Below are 19,133 nucleotides of genomic sequence, written 5' to 3'. Positions count from 1 at the left end.
GGGGTTCAGGCGGGCAGCAGGCTCAGGAACAGACGCTGATCCAGCGGTGCCGTGATCGGGTTGTACAGGTCGCGCACGATGCTTCGGTTATCTGCCCCGGCCTGGGCGATCAGGTCCCGGAGGGTGACAAAACGCTGTTCGGGGCGCTTGAGGTGGGCCGCCGTATAAGCGCCCGGCGGGCTGTCGGCCTGGCTGTAGTGAAAGTGCGCATACCACAGCACCGTGAGGCGGTTTTTCTCGCGCACGGCGAACTCCGACACATAGTCCTTGGCGGCGGTGCGTTGCGGGCCGTGGACCAGGCCGATGTCGACGGCGGCATGGGCGCGCAGGAATTCGATGTTTTCCTGGCGCGGGCGCTGGGCCTTGTAACCCTCGATGCAATGCTGGCGGCCTTGGGTGCGCAAATCCTCGGCGCGCAGGCGCAGGCGCTCGACGGTTTGGAGCACGTCCGGCTTGTCGGCCGCGTGGCTGGACAATTCTGTCGCGACGCTGTCGAGGCGCTCGGCCTGGTGCGCGAGCATGTCGTGCCAGTCACGCGGGTTGAGGTCATCGCGACGCGTCGGGTCGCTGAGTTTGCGTTTCTGGAAGTCGATGGAGCGCTCGATGGCCGGCACCTCTTCCAGCAATCGTTGCGCCTGGGCGCGCAGTGTGGACAGCGCCGGTGCCTGGGGTGGCTCGGCGGGACGGCTGGGCCTGGCCTCGACAATTTCCACCCAACCCTCGTTGGGGTGCTCCATAAAGCGCCCGCTGACCTGCTGGGTAATGGGGTTGCGGGTCACGATGGTGGGGAAGGGCTGGTCACGCTGCGCCGGCTCCAAGTCACCCACCAGGGGGCCCTTGTCCCGCGACTTGAACACCCGTTTGGTTCTTGACGGAGCCTGTACCGGTTTGAAGGCCCCCGGTTGCGGCGGCAGGAATTCATCTTCGCGCAGCAGCGCCGCCAGGTCGGCCTCGGCGCTGTCGCGCACGGTGTTCAACCGCTCGATCAGCAGCGGCATGTAGCGCGGGTGCGCCAGGGGCGAATCGAGTTCCAGCAGGCTCTGGTAAATCTGCAGGCGCCGGTTGTAGTGCCTGACCAGGTTGGTCAGCACCTCCTTGCGTTCGGTCGTGGTGAAACCTTCGGTGGTCAGCAGGTCCAGGTGGGAGTCTTCCAGGGCAGACAGGGAGGATTGCAGGTGCCCATGGCGCGCGAGGAAATAGTGCTCCTGCGGGGTGCTGGCCGGGATCGTCCGGTCGATGCTCAACTCGGTGAGCACATCCAGGGATTCGAGGGTGGCATTGAGGCGGTTGTAGAACCGGCGCTTGGGATGCCCGTTGAGGTAATTCAGGCGCTGGGCCGCGCCGGTTTTCAAGCGTGCGGCCATCGCCTCCAGGGTGTCCTCGATGGCAATCATCGCCTGGGCATGGCGCTCGGACACGGCAAAGTTGGTTTCCAGCAGGTCGTTGACATAGCGCAGCGCCTGCACATCCTGGGCGCTGCCTTGCAGCTCGATCAGCGATTCGCCCTGCTCGGACACAAACGTGGCCAGGTACAGGGACGACAACTGGCTGACGCGAATTTCATCGGTGGCCAGGATCGACTGATATTGCTCCACACATTGCCCTTCGTAGTCGAAGCGGCTGTCCACGGCTTTCATCCGCCCGTAGGCCTCGATCAAGGCGCGCCGTTGTTGCAGCAACTCGGCGGCGGCCGCATCGAAGCGCTCCTGAAACACCTGGAACCCGGCCCTGGCCCGGGAGCGCTGGGCGACGCTGGCGAGGTGCTCGGCCACCCGCGCCGGGTCGTCAGGTGCGCTGCGCAAGCGGGTGCGGGCCAGACCCAGGGCGTTATGGGCCTGCTCGAACTTCTGCCGGGCGGCATCCAGCACCTGGTCGATAGGCTGCAGGCGTTTGATCAGGCCGCTGACCTCATCACTGATGCGATTGATCTCCTCCGACGCTTGGGTGCGCTGCTGGTCGATGTGGGCCAGCTTGGCCTTGAGGCGGTTTTTCGGCCCGCCGCCGCGCAGTTTCAGGCCCAGGTCCAGGCCCCATTGGCCCTGGGCATTGCGCACCAGTACGAAGCCTGGATGCTGCGGTTTCTGCGGATGGATCAGCCACACCTCACCCAGGTCCGCGGCGATGTTTACCCGAAACAGCAGGCCGCCCACCGAGGCATGCCATTGCTGGTCGATGCGATACAGCCCTTTGAACATGCCGGCGTCCAGCGGCTCGGGGGCCGGCACCGGCCATGGCACATGCAGTTCGCGCAGGGCTTCGAGCAGGCGCCGGCGGCTGGCGTCGCGGGCGTTGGAATGGACAAAGTCGACCAGGGTGCGGTCGCCGGCCGGCGGCTCTGCGGGCAGGCCCACCGGGCCCAGTTCCACTGGTGTGGCCGGACGGGGCGCAAGGCCTGGCGGGCGCTGCAGGGCCGCGAGGGTGGCCGGTAAGGCGGGCTCCGAGGGTAACTCGAGGGTCGGGTGTTGCCGGGGGGCCATGTGCAGCAGGATCAGGCCGATGTTGAGCAGCACGTCGACCCAGGCCAGTTCGCGGGCGGCGGCGTCGTCGCCGTGCAGGGCGGCCATATCGTGCCGCAGGCTGACCGCCAGTTGCACCATCCAGCCTGCAACCAGCGCCGGCCCGCGCAGCAGCGGCAAGAGCAGGGCGTTGAACAGCAGCCAGCCACCTTCGAGCAACACCGCCCAACGGCTTTCGGCATTGGACACCGCGTCGCGATCCGCCAGGTCCACCAGCGCCCGGGCGTTGCTGCCGTAGAGGTACTGGGTCAGGTTGCCGGTGGCCAGGCATTGCGCCAGGGAACCCTCGACTTCGCTGCCATTGAACTCCTGTACCAACTGCGCGGGCGGCGGCGCCGGCCACTGCACCGTGTCGTCGCCCTGGCCGAAGCGCAGGATATGCGGGCTGCGGAAGCCGCCGTGGCTGTAGATCGGCCGGGCCTTGTCGCTCATCCAGGCCAGCACGCTGTCTTGCAGTGCACCGGGCTGGGCGATGGCGTCGAACAGGGCCGCGCGGCTGGCGAATTGCTGCAACGCGTCAGAGTACAGCGGGCGATAGAGAATCGACGGCCCGGCGTCGATGTCACGGGGTTCGATGATAAACATGTTGCCGACGATATCCGGCACGGCAGCGGGCTTGCGGGCGAAGGCCAGCGGGCGCATCACGATGTCGAGGGTGTCGACCACGCGCCCCGCCGCGCTGGCGTGCAGCACCGCCTTGACGTAGCGATACCCCAGGAAGCTGAAGCCCTGTTGCCCGCGAATCGCCAGTTCCAGGGCCTGGTGCGGCAGTTGCACGGTCAGCGCCTGGCCGAACAGCGTCTCACGCCGGCGTACCTGCGGGTTGTCGCCCAGCAGCAGGTCGCGCAGCTGTTGCGGGTAGCGCCGGCCGATATCCACTTGGCGGATCAGGCCGGGCGTGCTGTGGAACAGGCCTTTTTCCCCGAGGATATAGTCCTCGGTCAGCCAGGCCGGGAGGACGGCCCCGGAAGTGTCCTGCAGGGTCATGCGGCCGTGCGGCGCGGCGGCGAGGTTCTTGATCGCCAGCTCGGTCAGGCCCAGGGTCACCGGTGCCAGGTAGCCGCTGTGCAGGTCACCCACCGGGACGTGGAAGGTCAGCCGCAGGTTGTCCGGTTCCACGCTGGCGCCAGGGTGGTCGCGGCGCATCTGCTCGCGCAGGGTGCGGGAGGCAAAGGCCGGCAGGCTCTCGACCCCGTCCAGGAACGACGCCCCGGCCTGCAGGCGTTGCAGGCGGGCCTGTTCCAACAGCCCTTGGCGATAGGCGAAACGCTGCTGGGCATTGGCGCTCTGCAGCCAGGCGGGCAACGCCGTCTGGATGGCGTCCTGATGTGTCGGGTCGGGTGCCGGCGCAGCGACAAAGGCGGCGCTGGGGTCTGTCGCCAGGGCAAAACGCTGCTCCAGGCTGCGCACGCCGTCGGAGGCGGGCAGGGCGATGGCTTCGAGGTCATCCAGTTGCTGGTTGAGCAACAGGGCGGCCTGGGTATCGAAGAGATTGCCATCGGGCTCGTAGCGCCTGACCACCACCTTGTCGACCTGCAACCGCTGGCTCAGGCGCTGGCCCCAGGCCTGGGTGAAGACCTCCAGTGAGGCGAATGGCTCGACGCTGCCCGACGCCTGGCACAGCAAGGCCTGCTGGCCTTGCACCAACAGCAGGTCGCTGCTCAGCAGGCGGGCTTCACGGCCGTGCCGGATCACACAGGCTTCCAGGCAGTAAGCATGCACAAATCCGTTGGGCCCGGCCTGGCGTTCACGTCGGTCAGGCTGGCGGGTCACGCTGTCCAGCATGTTCCGAGGCGTGCCGGCGGGCAGCAGGCTGGCGCTGCTTTTGAGGGTGTCCGCCAGTAGATCGCCAAGCCATTGCCAGCGGCTGCTGCCGGTGTCGGCAGCGCCGTTCCAATAGGTGGCCAGGGTTTGCTGAAAAGCGATGGGCAGGGTGAAGGCCAGGTCCAGGATCAGCCGTTCGATCACCGCCATGTCCGGCTCGCGGGGGCCATTGGCCTCATAGGTCAAGCGCGAGGGCGGGCGCTGGGACAGGAAGCAGCGGCGTTGGTCGACCACCTGGGTCAGGTTCAGGGCCGTACCATTGCCCAAATGCTCGAGGACCACATCGGTCAAGCGCCTGAGGTCCCAGCCGCGCCGCTGGTTGGGGGTGGCCAGCTTGAGGGTGGGCAGGTCCAGGGGCAGCGCCGGGAACTGTTCCTGCAGGCGTTCGTGCAGGTGCCGTTCGACCACCTGGCGTAACGTCGGGCGTGTGGCGAACTGCTGGGCGACCGCCAGGGCCGGGGTGTTGCTGCGGTGTGCGAAGTGCAGCGGCCCTGCCGGCGGGGCGTTTGAAGTGTCTGGCATAGGAGATTCCATTCTGTGGGGAGTTCGCCCCCAGAATGGCAAGCGCCGGCCGCTGCCGTGCGGTAGCCCGCTATCGCGACACGACGGCGTGGCCGGATTGGCCTATCATCAGCGTTTTTTCCAGCGATGAATGAGCCTGATGACTGCCGCTTCCCTGCTTACTGAACTCCACACCAGCGACATGCTCGAAATCGATGGGCTGCATGCCTTTGATTTCAGCCTCGACGATCAACAGTTGCTGATCAAGAGCATGGACGGCCGGGCCGAGAAACGTTGGTCCTTCAGCCTGGTGCAGGTGCAGGCCGCAACCTTCGATGACGCCTTGCAAAGCTGGACCCTCACCGGTGATTCGGGCGAGCACCGCCTGGTGTGCATGGCCGCCTTCACCGGCAACAATAACGACGAGGAAGACGAGCATGATGATGCGTAAATTCTGGCCGCTGCTGATGGCCGGCAGTGTGGGTGCGATGTCGGTGCAGGCTGCACCGGCGGACACCTATGAGTTGCTGGTGGGCAGCTACACCGCCGGCTCCAGCGAAGGCATTTATCGCCTGCAATTCGACAGCCGCACCGGCCAGTTCCAAGGCAAGCCGGTACTGGCGGCGAAGTCCGCCAACCCTTCGTGGCTGACGGTCTCCAAAGACCAGAAGCACCTGTTTGTGGTCAATGAAAACGGCCCGGGCCAGCAAGACCCGGTCGGCCGCGTCAGCAGCTACCGCATCGACCCGAAGAATCATCAGCTCACCCTGGTCAATCAGGTGCAGAGCCTGGGCAACGAGCCGACCCATTCCAGCGTCGCGGCGGATGGGCGCTACCTGTTCGTCGCCAACTATTCGGTGCTGGAAGATCCGGGCGGCAGCCTGGCGGTGCTGCCGGTGGATGCCGAGGGCAAGCTGTCGGCACCGGTGCAGTTGAGTGCACACCCGGCCAGTCGCGTGAACCCTGAGCGCCAGGCCTCCAACCATGTGCATTCGGTGGTGTCGTCGCCGGATGGCAAGTACGTGTTTGTGCAGGACCTTGGGGCGGACAAGCTGTTCGCCTATCGCTACGACCCCAAGGCCAACCACGAGCTGCCGCTGACCCCGGCCGATCCGGCCTTTGTGCCACTGCCACCGGGCAGCGGCCCGCGTCACCTGTTGTTCAGCGCCGATGGCAAGCATGCCTGGCTGACCACCGAGATGAGCGCCCAGGTTGCGGTCTTCGATTACACCGATGGCAAGCTCAGCCAGACCCAACTGGTGGACTTCGCCGCCGGCCAACCGGTATCCGACAAGGCCGGCGCCGCACTGCACGCCTCCAGCGATGGCAAGTTCCTGTACGTGAGCAATCGCGGCACCGCCAACCAGATCATCGTATTTGGCGTGGACCCGGCCACCGCCCACCTCACGGAGCTGCAGCGCCGCAGCGTCGAAGGCGACCACCCGCGGGAGTTCAGCCTCGATCCGAGCGGCAAGTTCCTGCTGATCGCCAACCAGAAGAGCAACGAAATCGTGGTGGTCGAACGTGACCCCAAGACCGGCCTGCTGGGTAAAACCGTGCAGAAACTGCCGATCGATGCCCCCAGCGACCTCAAGTTCCTGGTGCGTCAATAAGCCACAGGCCCCGCCATGCGGGGCCTGACCCTTAGTATTAATTGTATTAATAGCGGCTACTGTTTCAAAGCATTTCTAAGGTTCAATCCTCGGGCGTAAGTTGGGTTCCAAGGCCTTCCCCGGCCATCCAACCGAACGAACACAAGGGTTACCGACATGAACTTGAATCTCTTCTCCGTCATCGCCGCCTCCGCCGTTTCCGCCACCGTCGCCCTGCCTGCCGCCGCCAGCGTGGAAGTCAGCGGCAAAAAATCCAGCACCAGCGCCTACACCCAGAAATACCTGCAACAAAGCGCCAACTTCTACGCCGCCCTGGATCACAAGACCCAGCAATGAGCGCTGATTGACCCTGCACACAAGCAGACGCCAAACCACTGGAACGTAAACGCGCGTTCGAGTGGTTTGGCGTTTGTGCAGCTGTCGAAGAAAAAAATGAGGTAATGGCGCATTGCCATGTGTTTAAATTGACGCTTAAATATTGACGCGCTCTTTCATGGAATCGACAGCATGGCACTTCGACTCGCCGCACTTATCCTCGCCCTTTATTCCACCCCGATCCTGTCATCCGTGCAGTTGACGGACGGCGAACCGGAGATCGCTCGCGAGCGGTTGTTGAGTCTGATCGAAGGCTAAGTCTTCGCCATCACGCCGATAAACAGGGGCGATTGCAGGAATTCTTCCAACCAGCGTTGCAACGCTTTGTACGGCGTACCGGCAAACCATTCGCGGTCCACGTGGGCAAACTGCCGTATAAACGGCGCGAGCGCCATGTCCGCCAGGCCAGGGTGGTCGGCCAGCAGATAGGCGCGAGTGGCCAGCAACCCCTCGAGCTTCTGCAAGAACACCTCGCCTTCGGCTCGATAGTGTTCCACCGGCTGCTCGGGATAGCGTTCGGGGTACTTGTATCGATTCAAGTGATGTTTAAAGGTTGAATCGTTCTCGGCGATCAGCTCAAGTACCGCCGGATCCCCCTGCAATAACCAGTGATCCGGATCATGCCGGGCCAAGGCCCATTGCATGATCGCCAGGCTCTCGTCGATCACCTCGCCATCCACCACCAGCACCGGCACCGTGCCCTTGGGCGACAGTGCCAGCATCTCCGCCGGCTTGGCCTTGAGGCTCACCTCGACAATCCGCACCGCCACCCCCGAGTAGCGCAGCGCCAGGCGTGCGCGCATCGCATAGGGGCAGCGCCGGAACGAATACAGCAGCGCCTCGCTCACTTGACCTCCAGGGTGCTCAGGCCGTTGCCCTGGCGCTTGACCTGGATCTGCACCGGGATGCGTTCGTGCATTTCCTGCACGTGGGAGATCACCGCCACCTTGCGCCCCTGGGCCTGTAAGCCGTCGAGGGCGTCCATGGCCAATTGCAGGGACTCGGGGTCGAGGCTGCCAAAGCCCTCGTCGATAAACAGCGATTCGATCTTCAAGGTGCTGGAGGCCATCGATGCCAGGCCCAGGGCCAAGGCCAGGGACACCAGGAACGTCTCGCCGCCGGACAACGAATGCACCGAGCGCAGTTCATCGCCCATTTCCGTGTCCATCACCAGCAGGCCCAACATGCTGCCGCCGCGCTTGAGACGGTAGCGGCGCACCAATTGGCGCAGTTGCACGTTGGCATGGTGCACCAGCAGGTCGAGGTTGTAGGCCTGGGCGATCTTGCGGAAGGTATCGCCGGTGGCCGAGCCGATCAGTGCGTTCAGGCGTGCCCAGCGTTGCCACTCGTCATAGGCCTTGGCGATCTGTTCGGCCAGGGCACTGTTGGCGTTCTGGCGACGCTGGTCTTCGGACTGGCGCGCGCGCAGTTCGGCGCAGTGTTTTTCGCCGTCGGCCAAGTGTTGATTGAGCGCAGCGAGGGCGCCGTCGAGTTGTTCGGCGTCCAGGTTGCCGTTGTGCAGGGCCTGGTGTTCGGCGAGGCGTTGTTCGCGTTCCAGCAGCAATACCTTGGCTTGCTCGACGGCTTTTTCGCTGCTGTGCAGATGTTCGCGCAGCGTGGCGATGTGTGTGTCATCAAACGCCAGCAGACGCGCCAGGCCCTCGTCATCCAGCTCGGGGTGCAGGGCGCGCCATTCGGTGGTGCGGGCATCGAGGCTGTGCTGTTCGGCTTCGAAAGCTTGCTCGCGCTCCTGCTGGGCCTTGAGGTCGGCGGCCAGTTGGATCAGTTGGTTGCGGATGTCCTGCAACTGCTGGTTGGCGTCCGTCTCGCTCTGGCGTGCCTGCTCCACGGCCTGTTCCAGTTGCTGTTGCCAGTGTTCGGCGCTGGCGTGCTCGCCCAGCAAGGCCCCGAGTTTTTCCTGGGCGGCCTGTTGCTGCGCGACCAGCTCGGTAAATTGCTGGTTGAGGGCCTCGAGTTGCTGTTGGCGATGCTGCTGGTGCGTGTGCTCTTTCTCGATGGCCTGCTGGCGTTCCTGCTGCTCGGCCAGCTCATCCTTCTGATGGCCCAGTTGTTCAAGGCGTTGGCTGACCTGCTGGTCCAACTGCATAAAGGTCGCGGCCGGGTCGCTGCGCAGGCCTTCCAGGGTGTCGGCGGGGAGCAGGCTGGCGAAGGCGTTGAGTTCTTCGTCGAGGCGCTCGCGGTCGTTGGACAGCTCGCGCTGCTGGTCCACCAGCAATTGGCGCGCCTGCTGGCTCGCGTCCTGGGCGGCTTGCAGTTGTTGCTGCAAGCGCCCGGCGTTTTGCTGAAGGTTGAGCAGGGCGCCCTGGCGCTGTTCGTCCTGGGTGATGCTTTGGGTCAGTTGGCTGAGTTGCTGGGCCAACCAATGGCTGCGTTTGGCTGCGTCCTGATTGAACAGCGAGGCTGCCAGTGGGTGCGCGTCCAGGCTGGGCTGGAGCGCCTGCTGTTGGGTGACCAGGTGTTCCTGTTGTTGCAGGAATTCTTTTTGCTGGGCGATCAGGCCGCCGACTTCACCGCGCAGTTCGGTGAGTTTTTCCTTGAGGGTATCGACCGCTTTCTGCGCCGTGGCCTCTTCGTTGTCGTCGTGGCGCCCGAGACTGTGCAGCAAGGCTTCGGGCTGGTGGTACGGGTGCTCGTGGCTGCCACACACCGGGCAGGGCTGGCCGTCCTGCAGCTGCTCGCGCAATTCCTCGACGCTGGCACTGCGGGCCAGGCGCTGGCGCTCCAAGAGTTGCTTGGTCACCGTCAGGGTCTGTTCAGCCACGGCCAGCTCGGCCTTGGTTTGCAGGCCGGTCTGGTTCAGTTGGTCGCGTTGCCGGGCGGCATCGGCGAGCTTTTGCGTGAGGGCGACCGCTTGCTGCTCCAGCTGCTGCTGGCTGTCCCACAGACGTGACAGGTCTTCGAAGGCGCGCTGCTGCTTGCGATTGTCCTGCAACAGGCTGGCCAGCAGTTGCACCTGTTCGGCCACGGCATGGGGTTCGGCGCCGGCTTCTTGATACAGCAGGTCGAGGGCTTCGCGTTGCTGGGCAAATTTTTCTGCGGCGCTGGTAGCACGCTGTTCAAGGTCTGGCAGTTCGGCCTGGCCTTTTTTCAGGCGATTACCGATCAGCATCAACTGTTGCAAGCGATCGCGGTAGGCGTTCCAGGCATCGCCCAGCGGCGCGAGGGCGCTGCTGCGCTCCAGTTCGGCGGCGAGGCGTTGCAGGCGCTCGTCGACTTGTTTTTGCTTGTCGAGCAAGCCATTCAAGTTGGCTTGACCTTCAGTGCAGGCGGTTTGCGCCAACTGTTTTTCAGACGCAAATTTGCCCAGGCTCTCGGTCAGGTGGGCGAGGGTGTTTTGCGCATCGAAGGCTTGGCGTAGCAGGGGCGCGGCGGCAGTTTGTTGCTGCTGTGCGTCAACCAGCGCCGTCTGGGCCGCGGTCTGCTGTTGTTGCAGTTGCACCTGGCGGGTCTGCAGTTCAGCCTGTTGCTCGGTGTACTGCTGAATCTGCGCGGCCAGTGGCGTCAGCAAGGTGAGCAGTTCAGCCCTGCGCGCAAACTGATGGCGCTGCGGTGCCAGTTGGTCGAGGCGGCTCAGGTCCTGGCGCTGCGTGGCCTGGTTGTCCCACTCCGCTTGCGCACGCTGGAGCTGCTCGGTGGCACTGCGCTGGCGGTCCTGCCATTCGCGCAGTTCCTTGAGCCAGGTGTGCTGTAACTCCAATTGCTTGAGTTGGGCCTGTTGGGTCTTGAGCTGTTGCTGGGCCGCGTCGAATTGCCGGTCCAGTTCGGCGCGCGCCTCGGGGGCCAGGGGCACCACGCCGGTGGCCTGGTCCTGCAGGTGTTTGTGCGCGTCCTTGGCGTCCTTGGCCTTGTCGAACGCACGGCGGCCGAGCTGGGTGTACAGCGCGGTGTCGGTGAGCTTTTCCAGCAGTTCGCTGCGTTCGTTGTCGTTGGCCTTGAGGAAGGCGCTGAACTCACTCTGGGCCAGCAGCACGGCGCGGGTGAACTGCTCGAAGTTCAGGCCCAGGGCCAATTCCAGCTGGGTCTTGTATTCGGTCTTCTGGCTCGCCAGCAGTTGGTCGCTGTCCAGGTCGATCAGGCTCTGCCGACTGTTCTGCAATTTGCCGCTGGCCTTGTCGCGGGCGCGATTGGCTTCCCAGCGCGCCCGGTAGCGACGGCCGCTGACACCGACAAAGTCCACTTCGGCGTAGCCGCCACCGGTGCCGCGCCGGATCAGGGTGCGTGGATCGCCGATGGAGATATCGCTGTCGGCATCCGGCATCTTGGCCTGGCCGGTATCGCCCAGGCGTGGCACGGCGCCAAACAGCGCCAGGCACAGGGCATCGAGCAGGGTGCTTTTACCGGCGCCGGTCGGCCCGGTAATCGCGAACAGCCCGGCACTGGCCAGGGGCTCGGCGGTAAAGTCGATCTCGAATGGCCCGGCCAGGGAGGCGAGGTTTTTCAGGCGAATGGCAAGAATCTTCATGGCTGTTCACCTGCCTGTTGCACTTCCTGGAGCAGCACGGCGAAATCCTTCAAGGTCTGTTCATCCACTTCACTGCCGTAGCTGTCCTGCCAGGCACGGCTGAACAATTCCTGGGGCGTGAGCTGGTCGAGTTCGATCAGTGCGTCTTCGTTGCTGTCGTCGCGGCGGCCTTGGCCGGCGTATTCGGCGGCGATGCGCACCAGGCGTACGGCCTTGCCTTGCAGGGCGGTTTCGATTTGCTGGCGCAGGTCCGGTTGCGGTTCGTCGAGGCGTACGCGCACTTCCAGCCAGGGGTGGCGCTGGGTTTCGGCGAGTAGGTCGATGTCGGGCAACTCTGCCAGGGCCTTGAGGATGTCCGCCAGGGGCGCGGCTTCCAGGCGTTGCAGGTTGACCGAGCGGGGAATCAGCAGCGGTTCGACGCTGACCAGTCGTTCGCCCTGGAACGTCACGTCGAGGATCTGGTGCTTATAGCCAATTTCGGAAAACGACAGCGGTATCGGCGAGCCGCTGTAGCGAATGCGCTCCTCGCCATTGACCTTTTGCGGCTTGTGCAAATGGCCGAGGGCAACATAGCCGACACTTTTGTCGAACAGTTTGGCCGGCAGCGCCTCGGCATTGCCGATGATCAGGCTGCGCTCGGAATCTTCCGACACCGAACCGCCGGCCATGTGCGCATGGCTGATGGCAATCAACGCCTGGCCTTTCTTGCGTTTGGCGTTGGCCGCCGCGATCAGCCATTCATGGACCTGGCCGATACCCTGCAGGTAGTCGTCACCCAGGTGGGCACCGGTGACTTCCGCCGGGCGCAGGAACGGCAGCGCCAGGCACCACGCGGCGACCTTGCCCTTGGCATCCGGCAGGGGAATCAGCAGGCGTTCGGCGTCCAGCTGGCCGTCGTCCAGCCACAGCACGCGGCCCAGCGCATGGGTGCGCAGGCGCCGCATCAACGGCGCGGGCAGCTCGATCCGCGAGCCGGAGTCGTGGTTGCCGGCGATCATCACAATGGTCAGCTTGGGGTTTTGTTCGTGGGCGCTGATGATGAAATCGTACAGGCGCTCCTGGGCCTTGAGCGGCGGGTTGACCGTGTCGAAGATATCGCCGGCGATCAACAGCACATCGGGTTGCTGGGCCGCGATCTGGCGCAGCAGCCACTCGAGGAAGCAGGCGTGTTCGAAGTCGCGTTCCTGGCCGTGGAGGTTTTGGCCCAGGTGCCAGTCGGAGGTGTGGAACAGACGCAAGGCGAACTCCGTAGAGGAAAAGAGGATGAATGGCCGCCGAAAACAAAGCAGGGCGATAAAGCTGGAGAGTTTACCTGTAAATACCCTGTTACCAGGCGCGCTTGGAACTGACCGCTGATGAACATGCACTCAAAACAGGTCCCAGCTGAAGGTGGGATACCTATGAACTGTTTGAAGGATAAATTGAATATGATTGAAACTAATCCCGGTGGTGATCACCTTCGTTACTCGTTCACCTTACCTCCCCTACATCATCAGACGCCGGAAAGAAAAAGCGAGTCAAAGGAAAAGCCAATGACTCCCAGGGAAGTGCTTGAAAGTGTGACCAATGGAAAGCGCGATCAAAAACTGGCTGAGGCTGGCGCTGATTACGCGCGGTTTATGGTCAACTGGTTCGATTCCGGAAAACCCACATCATAAGGAGCCGATGCAGGAGTGCTCATCGGCATTGTCTGCCAATCAGTAGGGCCTGCTTTAACGCCTTCGTGAACCTTTAGACGGTGGATGTCCTTTGATTGATTATTTCCACGCCCCACGCGGGAATATTCAAAGGAGGGTGTCCACCCTGGATGCGGCCCGCCGCTCCGTCGGCGAGGGTGGTGGCGTTGCTGATCAAATGCACGTCCTGCAATTTTAACGGGCTCTGGATTGCTGGCCTTTAACAATGCAGGTCCCCAGGCAGCACGAGTCAAATCTGGGAGGGCTTATTTGGGATACAGCGGCGGCAAACTGGTGGTGTCCGTCGCCGGGTCCTGCTCGCGCTCGGCCATGGGGATGGCCTTGACCGCACGCCACAGCTCTTCGCCCAGCCAGTATTGACCGCTTTCGCTGTACAGCGCGCCATTGAGCCCATCCAATGCATCCGACAACGGCACGAACCGTGCCGCCATATCCGCCAACGTTTCCGGCTGTTGCCGCGCCCAGGCATCCAGCGCCTGGCGGGTGGCCTGGGGGTCGTTGGCCTGGGTGGCACGCTTGAGGTCGTCGAGCAGGGTGCGCGGGCTCGGGCCGGTTTGCGTGGCGCGCAGTACCGCCGGTTGCCGACGGGCCCGCCACCACAGGCCGAAGCCCAGCAGGGTGGTGCAGGCCAGGAGCAGGGTGCTGAGTTGCCACAGCCACAGGCGGCTGTCGTCCGGTGCGGTGATGATGGTTGGGGTGGCCGGCGTGTCCACCGCCAGGCTGGGGTTGTTGGCCACTTGCAGGGTGCGGGCCGGCAGGCTGGTGCGTTCCAGATGGTCCTCGTGGGTGTTCCACCACACCACCTCGACGGCAGGCAGTTCCAGGGCGCCGACCCGGTTGGGCACCAGGGCCTCACGGTCCTCGCGACTGCCGATCAGGCCACGGTCACTGGTCTGGTTGCCGAGCACCGGCTGGTCCGGGTAGCGGCGCAGGCCGTTGATGTCGGTGCTGGGCAGGGCCGGCAGTTGGGCGCTGGACAGGCCCTCGGCCTTGACGGTCAGGCTGCGGGTCAGGGAGTCGCCGACTTGTACATGTTCCGGCTCCGGGTTCCAGCTCTCGGTGAGCGTGAGGCTGCGGGCCGGCAGCCAGGGGGCATCGACGGGGTACAGCGCGGGCTTGGGCTTGACCGCCAGTGGCAGCGCCGCCGAACTCACATGGATCAGCTTGCCGGGCTTGGTGCCCTGCAGCGTGTTTTCCTGGGGTGGACGCGACTCCACCAGCGTGGCGCTGAACGTCTGCGACGGAATCTCCAGGGTGCCGCTGTGCTGCGGGTAGATCGCGTAGCGGGTTTCGATCACGCCATGGCGGATGCTGTTGATGACCTTTTCGTAGGTGCGCGACTCGCCCAACTGTTCGACACGGGCATCGGGGATCTGCAACGGCGTGAGACTGCTGTCGTCATACAGCGACACCGAGTGGTACACGCGCACGGTCAACAATGCCTGGGCCTGCACATAGACGCTGGTCTGGTCGAGGTTGGCTTCGACAAACACCGGGGCCAGCTCGGCGTTGGTGTCCTGGCTGGTGGTTTCCAGCACTTGCAGGCTGATCGGCTGGGTCGTGTACTCACCCACTTGCAGTGGCGGAATCACCACCGTGCCGTTCTGCTTGGGCAGCAGGGTAATGATCCAGCGCGTGGTCGCATGGTTATCGCCACCCAGTGTCGTGAGTTGGTTGAGCTGGCGCGTGCCGCTGACTTCGAATTGCGCATCCAGGGGCGACAGGTCGGGCTTGCCGAACTGGGTGACATCGCTGGATTCCACCGTCAGTTCCACCGTTTCCCCGGAATTGAGACGGTTGCGGTCGACGCTGGCGACCAGGCTGGCCGCCTGGGCGTGGCCTGCCGACAACGCGAGCAGAAGCAGAAGGGTGGTGCGGCGGCTCATCGAGTCTTGTCCTGATGCTGTTGCTGTTCGTACCAGAATTTGCGTCGCAGCAGTTCGCCGGGATTGTCCGGGATCTCCTGCAGCCATTGTTCCAGGGCCTGGCGGTGTTCACCGTCGAGGTTGGCGTCGGCAGCAAGCAGCGGCGGGGTGGTGGTGTGCTCATCGCCCAACTCGCTGCCCGGCACGTCGTTGCCAGCGGCTGGCGGCGGGGTGCCGGCCTGGGTATCGCCGCTGCCGGCTTCGCCCTGGCCCTGGGACGACTGCTCGCCACCTGTGGCATTTTGCCCAGTGGCGCCCGGTTGCGCAGTTTGGCCGGGTTGGGTGGTTTCGTCATCCTCGTTTTTTGCCTGCGTTTGCGGCTCGGGTTCTGCCTGTTCCTGGATCAGGGCTTCTACCAGGGCCTTGTTTTTCAGTGCCGGTTGCAGGTCGGGCTGGGCTTCCAGGGCTTGTTCGTAGGCGTCGATGGCCGCTTCGAGTTCACCGGACCTGGCCAGGGCGTTGCCGCGATTGTAGTGGGAATAGGCGTCATTACCCTCGGCAAACCGCTTGATGGCCTCGGCATAGTTGCCGGCCTCGTACAGGGCGACGCCTTGCCATTGGGCATCCTCGAAATGTTCGGCGGCTTCGGCGGGGCGTTTCTGCTTGAGCAGGTATTGGCCTTGCTGGTCCGGACGCAGCCACAGATCCTGGAATTCAAAGGCATAGCTGGGTTGGGGCGAGCCCAACAGCAGCAGCGGTAGAAAGAACAACCAGCCGCGCCGCCCGGCGCAGGCGGCCAGCAGCAACAGCGGCAGCAGCAGCCAGTAACCCTGGTCGGCCCAGGTGTCGAGGTGCAGCAACTGGCCGTCATTGCGCAGGGCTTGGGGCGGGTCCAGCACGCCGAGCTGGCGCAGGTCTTTATCGTCCAGGCGTGCGGCCCGGTAGCGTCCGCCCATTTCGCTGGCGAAGGCCTTGAGCGTCGGGCTGTCGAGGCGCGGTACCAGGATTGCGCCTTGTTCGTCCTTGAGGAATTCGCCGCTTTCCTGGGTCACCGGCGTGCCTTCACGGCTGCCGATGCCCAGGATCGACAGGCTCGGCGCCTGGTTGCCCTGCAGCAGCAGGCGAATGCCCTGGCGTTCCTGTTTGGACAGCGATGAGCCGACCAGCAGCAGGCGACCCTGGCCCAGGCCGCCATGCTTGAGCAGGTCCAGCGCTTTCTCCACGGCCAGGTCGGCGCGGTGGCCGGACTCCGGCATGATCGAGGGGCGCAGGGCCTCGAGCAGGTTGCGGCTGGTGGCCAGGTCGTCCGACAGCGGCACCAGGGTGTGGGCGCTGCCGGCATAGACGACGATGGCGGTTTGCGCATCGCTGCGCGCCTGCAACAAGTCGTAGAGTTTGCGCCGTGCCTGTTCGAGGCGGTTGGGCGGGCTGTCGGTGGCGAGCATTTCCGGGGTCAGTTCGAGCAGCACCACCAACGGGTCGGAGGGTTTCTGGCTGGTTTGTTCAACCCGTTGCCAGCTGGGACCCAGCAACGCCAGCACCGCCAACAGCCAGGCGAGGCCCAGCAACACCCATGGCGATTTGCTTTCGCGCCCGCTGCCACCGCTGAGCAGTACGGCGTGGAAGGCCGGCGGCAGGATCATCTGCCAGCGCCCGGCGCGCTTTTGCCGGTGCCACAGCTGCCACAGCAACCAGCCAAGCAGCGGCAGCAGCAACAGCCACCAAGGGCGGAACCAATGCGGCCACAGGGCGATCATCGACGCCTCCGCAGACGCAGGCGTTTAAGGCGCTGGCGCCATTCCGGATGCTGTTGCAGGAAGATCCCCTTGCTCGACAGTTTGTTGAACCCGCGTTGCAGAGCGTTGTTCGGCCAGCGTTCGTGGATCACCAGCAACATGCTCAGGATCAGCGCCAGGGCCAGCGGTCCGCTGTACAGCGCCTGCGCCGGGCGCGCCTGGGTGGGTTGCTGTTCGACGGGCTCGAGCTTGTCCAGTGTCTGCTTGATCGCTTCCAGCTCCTGGCCATCGCGGGCACGGAAGTATTGGCCGCCGGTGGCTTCGGCAATCGCCCTGAGTGCCGGCTCGTCGAGGTCCAGGCTCGGGTTGACGCCAAGGATGCCCAGGGAACCGGTTTGCTCGGGGTCGGCACCGATGCCGATGGGGTAGATCTTCACCCCTTCTTCGGCCGCCAGGCGCGCGGCGGTCAGTGGGTTGATCTGCCCGGCGTTGTTGGCACCATCGGTGACCAGGATCAATACGCGGCTTTGCGCAGGCCGCTGGCGCAGGCGTTTCAACGCCAGGCCAATGGCATCGCCAATGGCGGTGTTCTTGCCGGCGATGCCGATGCGCGCTTCATCCAGCCAGGTGCGCACGGTGCGGCGGTCAAAGGTCAGCGGCGCCTGGAGATAGGCCTGGCTGCCGAACAGGATCAGGCCCACGCGGTCGCCTTCGCGGCCTTCAAGGAAGTCGCCGAGCAGGTGCTTGACCAGGTTCAGGCGGCTGACGTCTTCGTCCTGCCAGTGCATGTCGGGGAAGTCCATGGAGCCGGACACGTCCACCGCCACCAGCAAATCGCGGCCGCTGGCGGCAATCGGCAGTGGTTCGCCCAGCCATTCCGGGCGCGCAGCGGCGGTCAGCAGCAGCAGCCACAGCACCACGAAGGGCGCCTGTTGGCGCCAGCCCGGCAGGTTCACCCGCGCACGGCGGCGGGCCAGGCTTTCGAGATCGCCGAGGTAGCTGACTTTAAGGGCGGGCTCGCCGCTGTCGGCCGCCGGCAGGATGAACCGCATCACCCAGGGCAAGGGCAACAGGACGAAGATCCACGGCCAGGCGAACTCAAACATGTTTGCGAATCCAGGTGTCGACCGCTTGGGTCAGGCCGGCGATGGCCTTGTCGTCGAGTTTACATTCGGGTTTGTAGGCTCCCTCCACCAGCACCATCCAGCGCGTGAGGCCGGCGGCGGGGCAACGGTTGTCGAGGAATGCCAGCCATTTGCGGCCGTTGAGGGTATGGCTCTGGCTATAGGGATAGTCGTTGCGGCACAGGCGCTTGAGCAGGCCATTGAGCTGTTGCAGCCAGGCACCGGCGGGCGCGCCATCGTAGGGTTTGGGCATCAGCGCCAATTCCGCCAGGGCGGCGATGCGCAGCGGGTCCAGCGGTTGTTCGGCGCGGGCCAGGGGGCGTCGAGTCGGCAAGAAGCGGCGCAGCGACCACACCCCCCAACCCAGCAGCGGGATGACCAGCAGCAACAGCCACCAGCCCGGCGCGGGCGGCCAGAAGCCGATGGGCGGCGGGGCGATCAGCGGTTGCAGTTGGTCGAGGCTGCTCATTGCTTTTTAACCGGGCGTTGCGGGTTGAGGTATTCGCGCAGTTGTTCGACCATTTCGCTCTGGGTGCTCAGGGGCATCAACAGGATCCGCAGTTTCTGCGCGAGCAGTTCCCAGCGGGCGATGCGCGCTTCGGCCTGGGCCTTGTAGGCCTGGCGCAAATCGAAGTTCAGGGTATCCAGTTCCAATTGCGCCCCACGCTGCGCAAAACGCAGCAGCCCGGCGGCAGGGAGCGCGTGGTCCAGCGGGTCGGAGATCGGCAACAGCAGCAAGTCGCAATGGCGTGACAGCAGGCTCAATTGCTGCTCGGCGCCCTCGGTGAGGGCACGTTCGTCGCAGATCACGATTACCAGGCTGCCGGGACGCAGCACTTCGCGGCCACGGCGCAGGGCCATGCCCAGGGCGTCGGCCTCCGGGCGGCTTTCGGTGTCCAGGCTCTGGTTGACGCGCACCAGGCGGTTGAGCAATTGCAGCAGGCTTTGCTTGCTGCGGCGCGGCTTGATTTCGTAGTGCTCGTTGTCGCCGAACACTAGCCCGCCGACGCGGTCGTTGTGCCCCAGCGCGGCCCAGCCGATCAGGCTGGCGGCTTGAGCGGCGAGCACCGATTTGAACATTTGCCCCGAGCCGAAAAACAGCCGGCAGCTTTGCTCCACCATGATGAAAATCGGTCGTTCGCGTTCTTCGTGGAACAGCTTGGTGTGCGGCTCCTGGGTGCGCGCGGTGACGCGCCAGTCGATGGTGCGCACGTCGTCGCCGGCCTGGTACACGCGCACCTGGTCGAAGTCGACACCGCGCCCGCGCAGCTTGGAGTGATGCAGGCCGATCAGCGGGCTGCGCTGGCTTGGCGTGGAAAACAGCTGCACTTCGCGCACGCGGTGGCGCATCTCGATCAGCTCGCTGAGCGTGACGCGCACCCCATCGCTTGCGTTCATC

The 19,133-nt window shown here is 64.6% G+C and carries 14 protein-coding genes; 5 read left to right on the top strand and 9 right to left on the bottom strand.

Annotation, left to right across the window (positions count from 1 at the left end):
* Positions 1-5 precede the first annotated feature (5 nt).
* Positions 6-4,862 (bottom strand): hypothetical protein, encoded by a 4,857-nt coding sequence (locus B9N88_RS01925; RefSeq protein WP_027608580.1) that lies wholly within the window; start codon positions 4,860-4,862, stop codon positions 6-8.
* Between the two features lie 139 nt (positions 4,863-5,001).
* Between B9N88_RS01925 and B9N88_RS01920 the strand changes: the two genes are divergently transcribed.
* The 4 genes from B9N88_RS01920 to B9N88_RS32785 all read left to right on the top strand — a co-directional run bounded on the left by B9N88_RS01920 (position 5,002) and on the right by B9N88_RS32785 (position 7,087).
* Positions 5,002-5,292 carry a DUF5629 family protein gene (locus B9N88_RS01920; RefSeq protein ID WP_027608579.1) on the top strand — a complete coding sequence of 97 codons (291 nt, stop codon included), beginning with the start codon at positions 5,002-5,004 and terminating at the stop codon, positions 5,290-5,292.
* Entirely contained in the window at positions 5,279-6,454 is a 1,176-nt protein-coding gene (locus B9N88_RS01915) for a lactonase family protein (RefSeq protein ID WP_027608578.1), read from the top strand. The genes B9N88_RS01920 and B9N88_RS01915 overlap by 14 nt, the downstream gene beginning before the upstream one ends.
* A 156-nt stretch (positions 6,455-6,610) precedes the next feature.
* Positions 6,611-6,790, top strand: coding sequence for a hypothetical protein (locus B9N88_RS01910; protein WP_027608577.1), 180 nt, complete (start codon positions 6,611-6,613; stop codon positions 6,788-6,790).
* 171 nt (positions 6,791-6,961) lie between these two features.
* Entirely contained in the window at positions 6,962-7,087 is a 126-nt protein-coding gene (locus tag B9N88_RS32785) for a hypothetical protein (protein WP_256097795.1), read from the top strand.
* Here the strand turns inward: B9N88_RS32785 and B9N88_RS01905 are convergent.
* The 3 genes from B9N88_RS01905 to B9N88_RS01895 are packed head-to-tail and all read right to left on the bottom strand — an operon-like array spanning position 7,084 to position 12,550.
* The gene (locus tag B9N88_RS01905) at positions 7,084-7,677 is read right to left on the bottom strand and encodes a glutathione S-transferase (protein WP_027608576.1); all 594 of its coding nucleotides are present in this window, start codon (positions 7,675-7,677) and stop codon (positions 7,084-7,086) included. The two genes, B9N88_RS32785 and B9N88_RS01905, sit on opposite strands and share 4 nt — an antisense overlap.
* Positions 7,674-11,312 carry an AAA family ATPase gene (locus B9N88_RS01900; protein WP_027608575.1) on the bottom strand — a complete coding sequence of 1,213 codons (3,639 nt, stop codon included), beginning with the start codon at positions 11,310-11,312 and terminating at the stop codon, positions 7,674-7,676. Before B9N88_RS01900 ends, B9N88_RS01905 begins: the two co-directional genes overlap by 4 nt.
* Positions 11,309-12,550, bottom strand: coding sequence for an exonuclease SbcCD subunit D C-terminal domain-containing protein (locus tag B9N88_RS01895; RefSeq protein ID WP_027608574.1), 1,242 nt, complete (start codon positions 12,548-12,550; stop codon positions 11,309-11,311). The genes B9N88_RS01900 and B9N88_RS01895 overlap by 4 nt, the downstream gene beginning before the upstream one ends.
* Before the next feature lie 189 nt (positions 12,551-12,739).
* On the opposite strand from B9N88_RS01895, the gene B9N88_RS32185 reads away from it, so the two are divergent.
* Positions 12,740-12,970, top strand: a complete 231-nt coding sequence (locus tag B9N88_RS32185; RefSeq protein WP_133822098.1) for a hypothetical protein — start codon at positions 12,740-12,742, stop codon at positions 12,968-12,970.
* 284 nt (positions 12,971-13,254) lie between these two features.
* Here the strand turns inward: B9N88_RS32185 and B9N88_RS01890 are convergent, their stop codons facing one another.
* The 5 genes from B9N88_RS01890 to B9N88_RS01870 are packed head-to-tail and all read right to left on the bottom strand — an operon-like array spanning position 13,255 to position 19,132.
* Positions 13,255-14,895 carry a BatD family protein gene (locus B9N88_RS01890; RefSeq protein WP_027608573.1) on the bottom strand — a complete coding sequence of 547 codons (1,641 nt, stop codon included), beginning with the start codon at positions 14,893-14,895 and terminating at the stop codon, positions 13,255-13,257.
* Positions 14,892-16,631, bottom strand: a complete 1,740-nt coding sequence (locus B9N88_RS01885; RefSeq protein ID WP_027608572.1) for a tetratricopeptide repeat protein — start codon at positions 16,629-16,631, stop codon at positions 14,892-14,894. Before B9N88_RS01885 ends, B9N88_RS01890 begins: the two co-directional genes overlap by 4 nt.
* Positions 16,628-17,716: a vWA domain-containing protein gene (locus B9N88_RS01880; RefSeq protein ID WP_027608571.1), complete on the bottom strand. Its 1,089-nt coding sequence runs from the start codon at positions 17,714-17,716 to the stop codon at positions 16,628-16,630. The genes B9N88_RS01885 and B9N88_RS01880 overlap by 4 nt, the downstream gene beginning before the upstream one ends.
* On the bottom strand, positions 17,709-18,203 hold the full coding sequence (locus tag B9N88_RS01875) for a DUF4381 domain-containing protein (protein ID WP_027608570.1): 495 nt from the start codon (positions 18,201-18,203) through the stop codon (positions 17,709-17,711). The genes B9N88_RS01880 and B9N88_RS01875 overlap by 8 nt, the downstream gene beginning before the upstream one ends.
* Positions 18,200-19,132: a DUF58 domain-containing protein gene (locus B9N88_RS01870; RefSeq protein ID WP_027608569.1), complete on the bottom strand. Its 933-nt coding sequence runs from the start codon at positions 19,130-19,132 to the stop codon at positions 18,200-18,202. The genes B9N88_RS01875 and B9N88_RS01870 overlap by 4 nt, the downstream gene beginning before the upstream one ends.
* Between the last annotated feature and the right edge of the window lies 1 nt (position 19,133).

Origin of the sequence: Pseudomonas sp. LAMO17WK12:I1, assembly GCF_900177315.1 — a bacterium.
Classification (GTDB): domain Bacteria; phylum Pseudomonadota; class Gammaproteobacteria; order Pseudomonadales; family Pseudomonadaceae; genus Aquipseudomonas; species Aquipseudomonas marginalis.
Note: the sequence above shows the minus strand (reverse complement) of the source record. Positions and strands in the feature narration are given on the sequence as shown.

Excerpts from the sequence above, each read along its gene's own strand:
- B9N88_RS01925 (WP_027608580.1), bottom strand. The coding sequence starts at position 4,862 with ATGCCAGACACTTCAAACGCCCCGCCGGCAGGGCCGCTGCACTTCGCA.
- B9N88_RS01920 (WP_027608579.1), top strand. The coding sequence starts at position 5,002 with ATGACTGCCGCTTCCCTGCTTACTGAACTCCACACCAGCGACATGCTC.
- B9N88_RS01915 (WP_027608578.1), top strand. The coding sequence starts at position 5,279 with ATGATGATGCGTAAATTCTGGCCGCTGCTGATGGCCGGCAGTGTGGGT.
- B9N88_RS01910 (WP_027608577.1), top strand. The coding sequence starts at position 6,611 with ATGAACTTGAATCTCTTCTCCGTCATCGCCGCCTCCGCCGTTTCCGCC.
- B9N88_RS32785 (WP_256097795.1), top strand. The coding sequence starts at position 6,962 with ATGGCACTTCGACTCGCCGCACTTATCCTCGCCCTTTATTCCACCCCG.
- B9N88_RS01900 (WP_027608575.1), bottom strand. The coding sequence starts at position 11,312 with ATGAAGATTCTTGCCATTCGCCTGAAAAACCTCGCCTCCCTGGCCGGG.
- B9N88_RS32185 (WP_133822098.1), top strand. The coding sequence starts at position 12,740 with ATGATTGAAACTAATCCCGGTGGTGATCACCTTCGTTACTCGTTCACC.
- B9N88_RS01890 (WP_027608573.1), bottom strand. The coding sequence starts at position 14,895 with ATGAGCCGCCGCACCACCCTTCTGCTTCTGCTCGCGTTGTCGGCAGGC.
- B9N88_RS01885 (WP_027608572.1), bottom strand. The coding sequence starts at position 16,631 with ATGATCGCCCTGTGGCCGCATTGGTTCCGCCCTTGGTGGCTGTTGCTG.
- B9N88_RS01880 (WP_027608571.1), bottom strand. The coding sequence starts at position 17,716 with ATGTTTGAGTTCGCCTGGCCGTGGATCTTCGTCCTGTTGCCCTTGCCC.
- B9N88_RS01875 (WP_027608570.1), bottom strand. The coding sequence starts at position 18,203 with ATGAGCAGCCTCGACCAACTGCAACCGCTGATCGCCCCGCCGCCCATC.
- B9N88_RS01870 (WP_027608569.1), bottom strand. The coding sequence starts at position 19,132 with ATGAACGCAAGCGATGGGGTGCGCGTCACGCTCAGCGAGCTGATCGAG.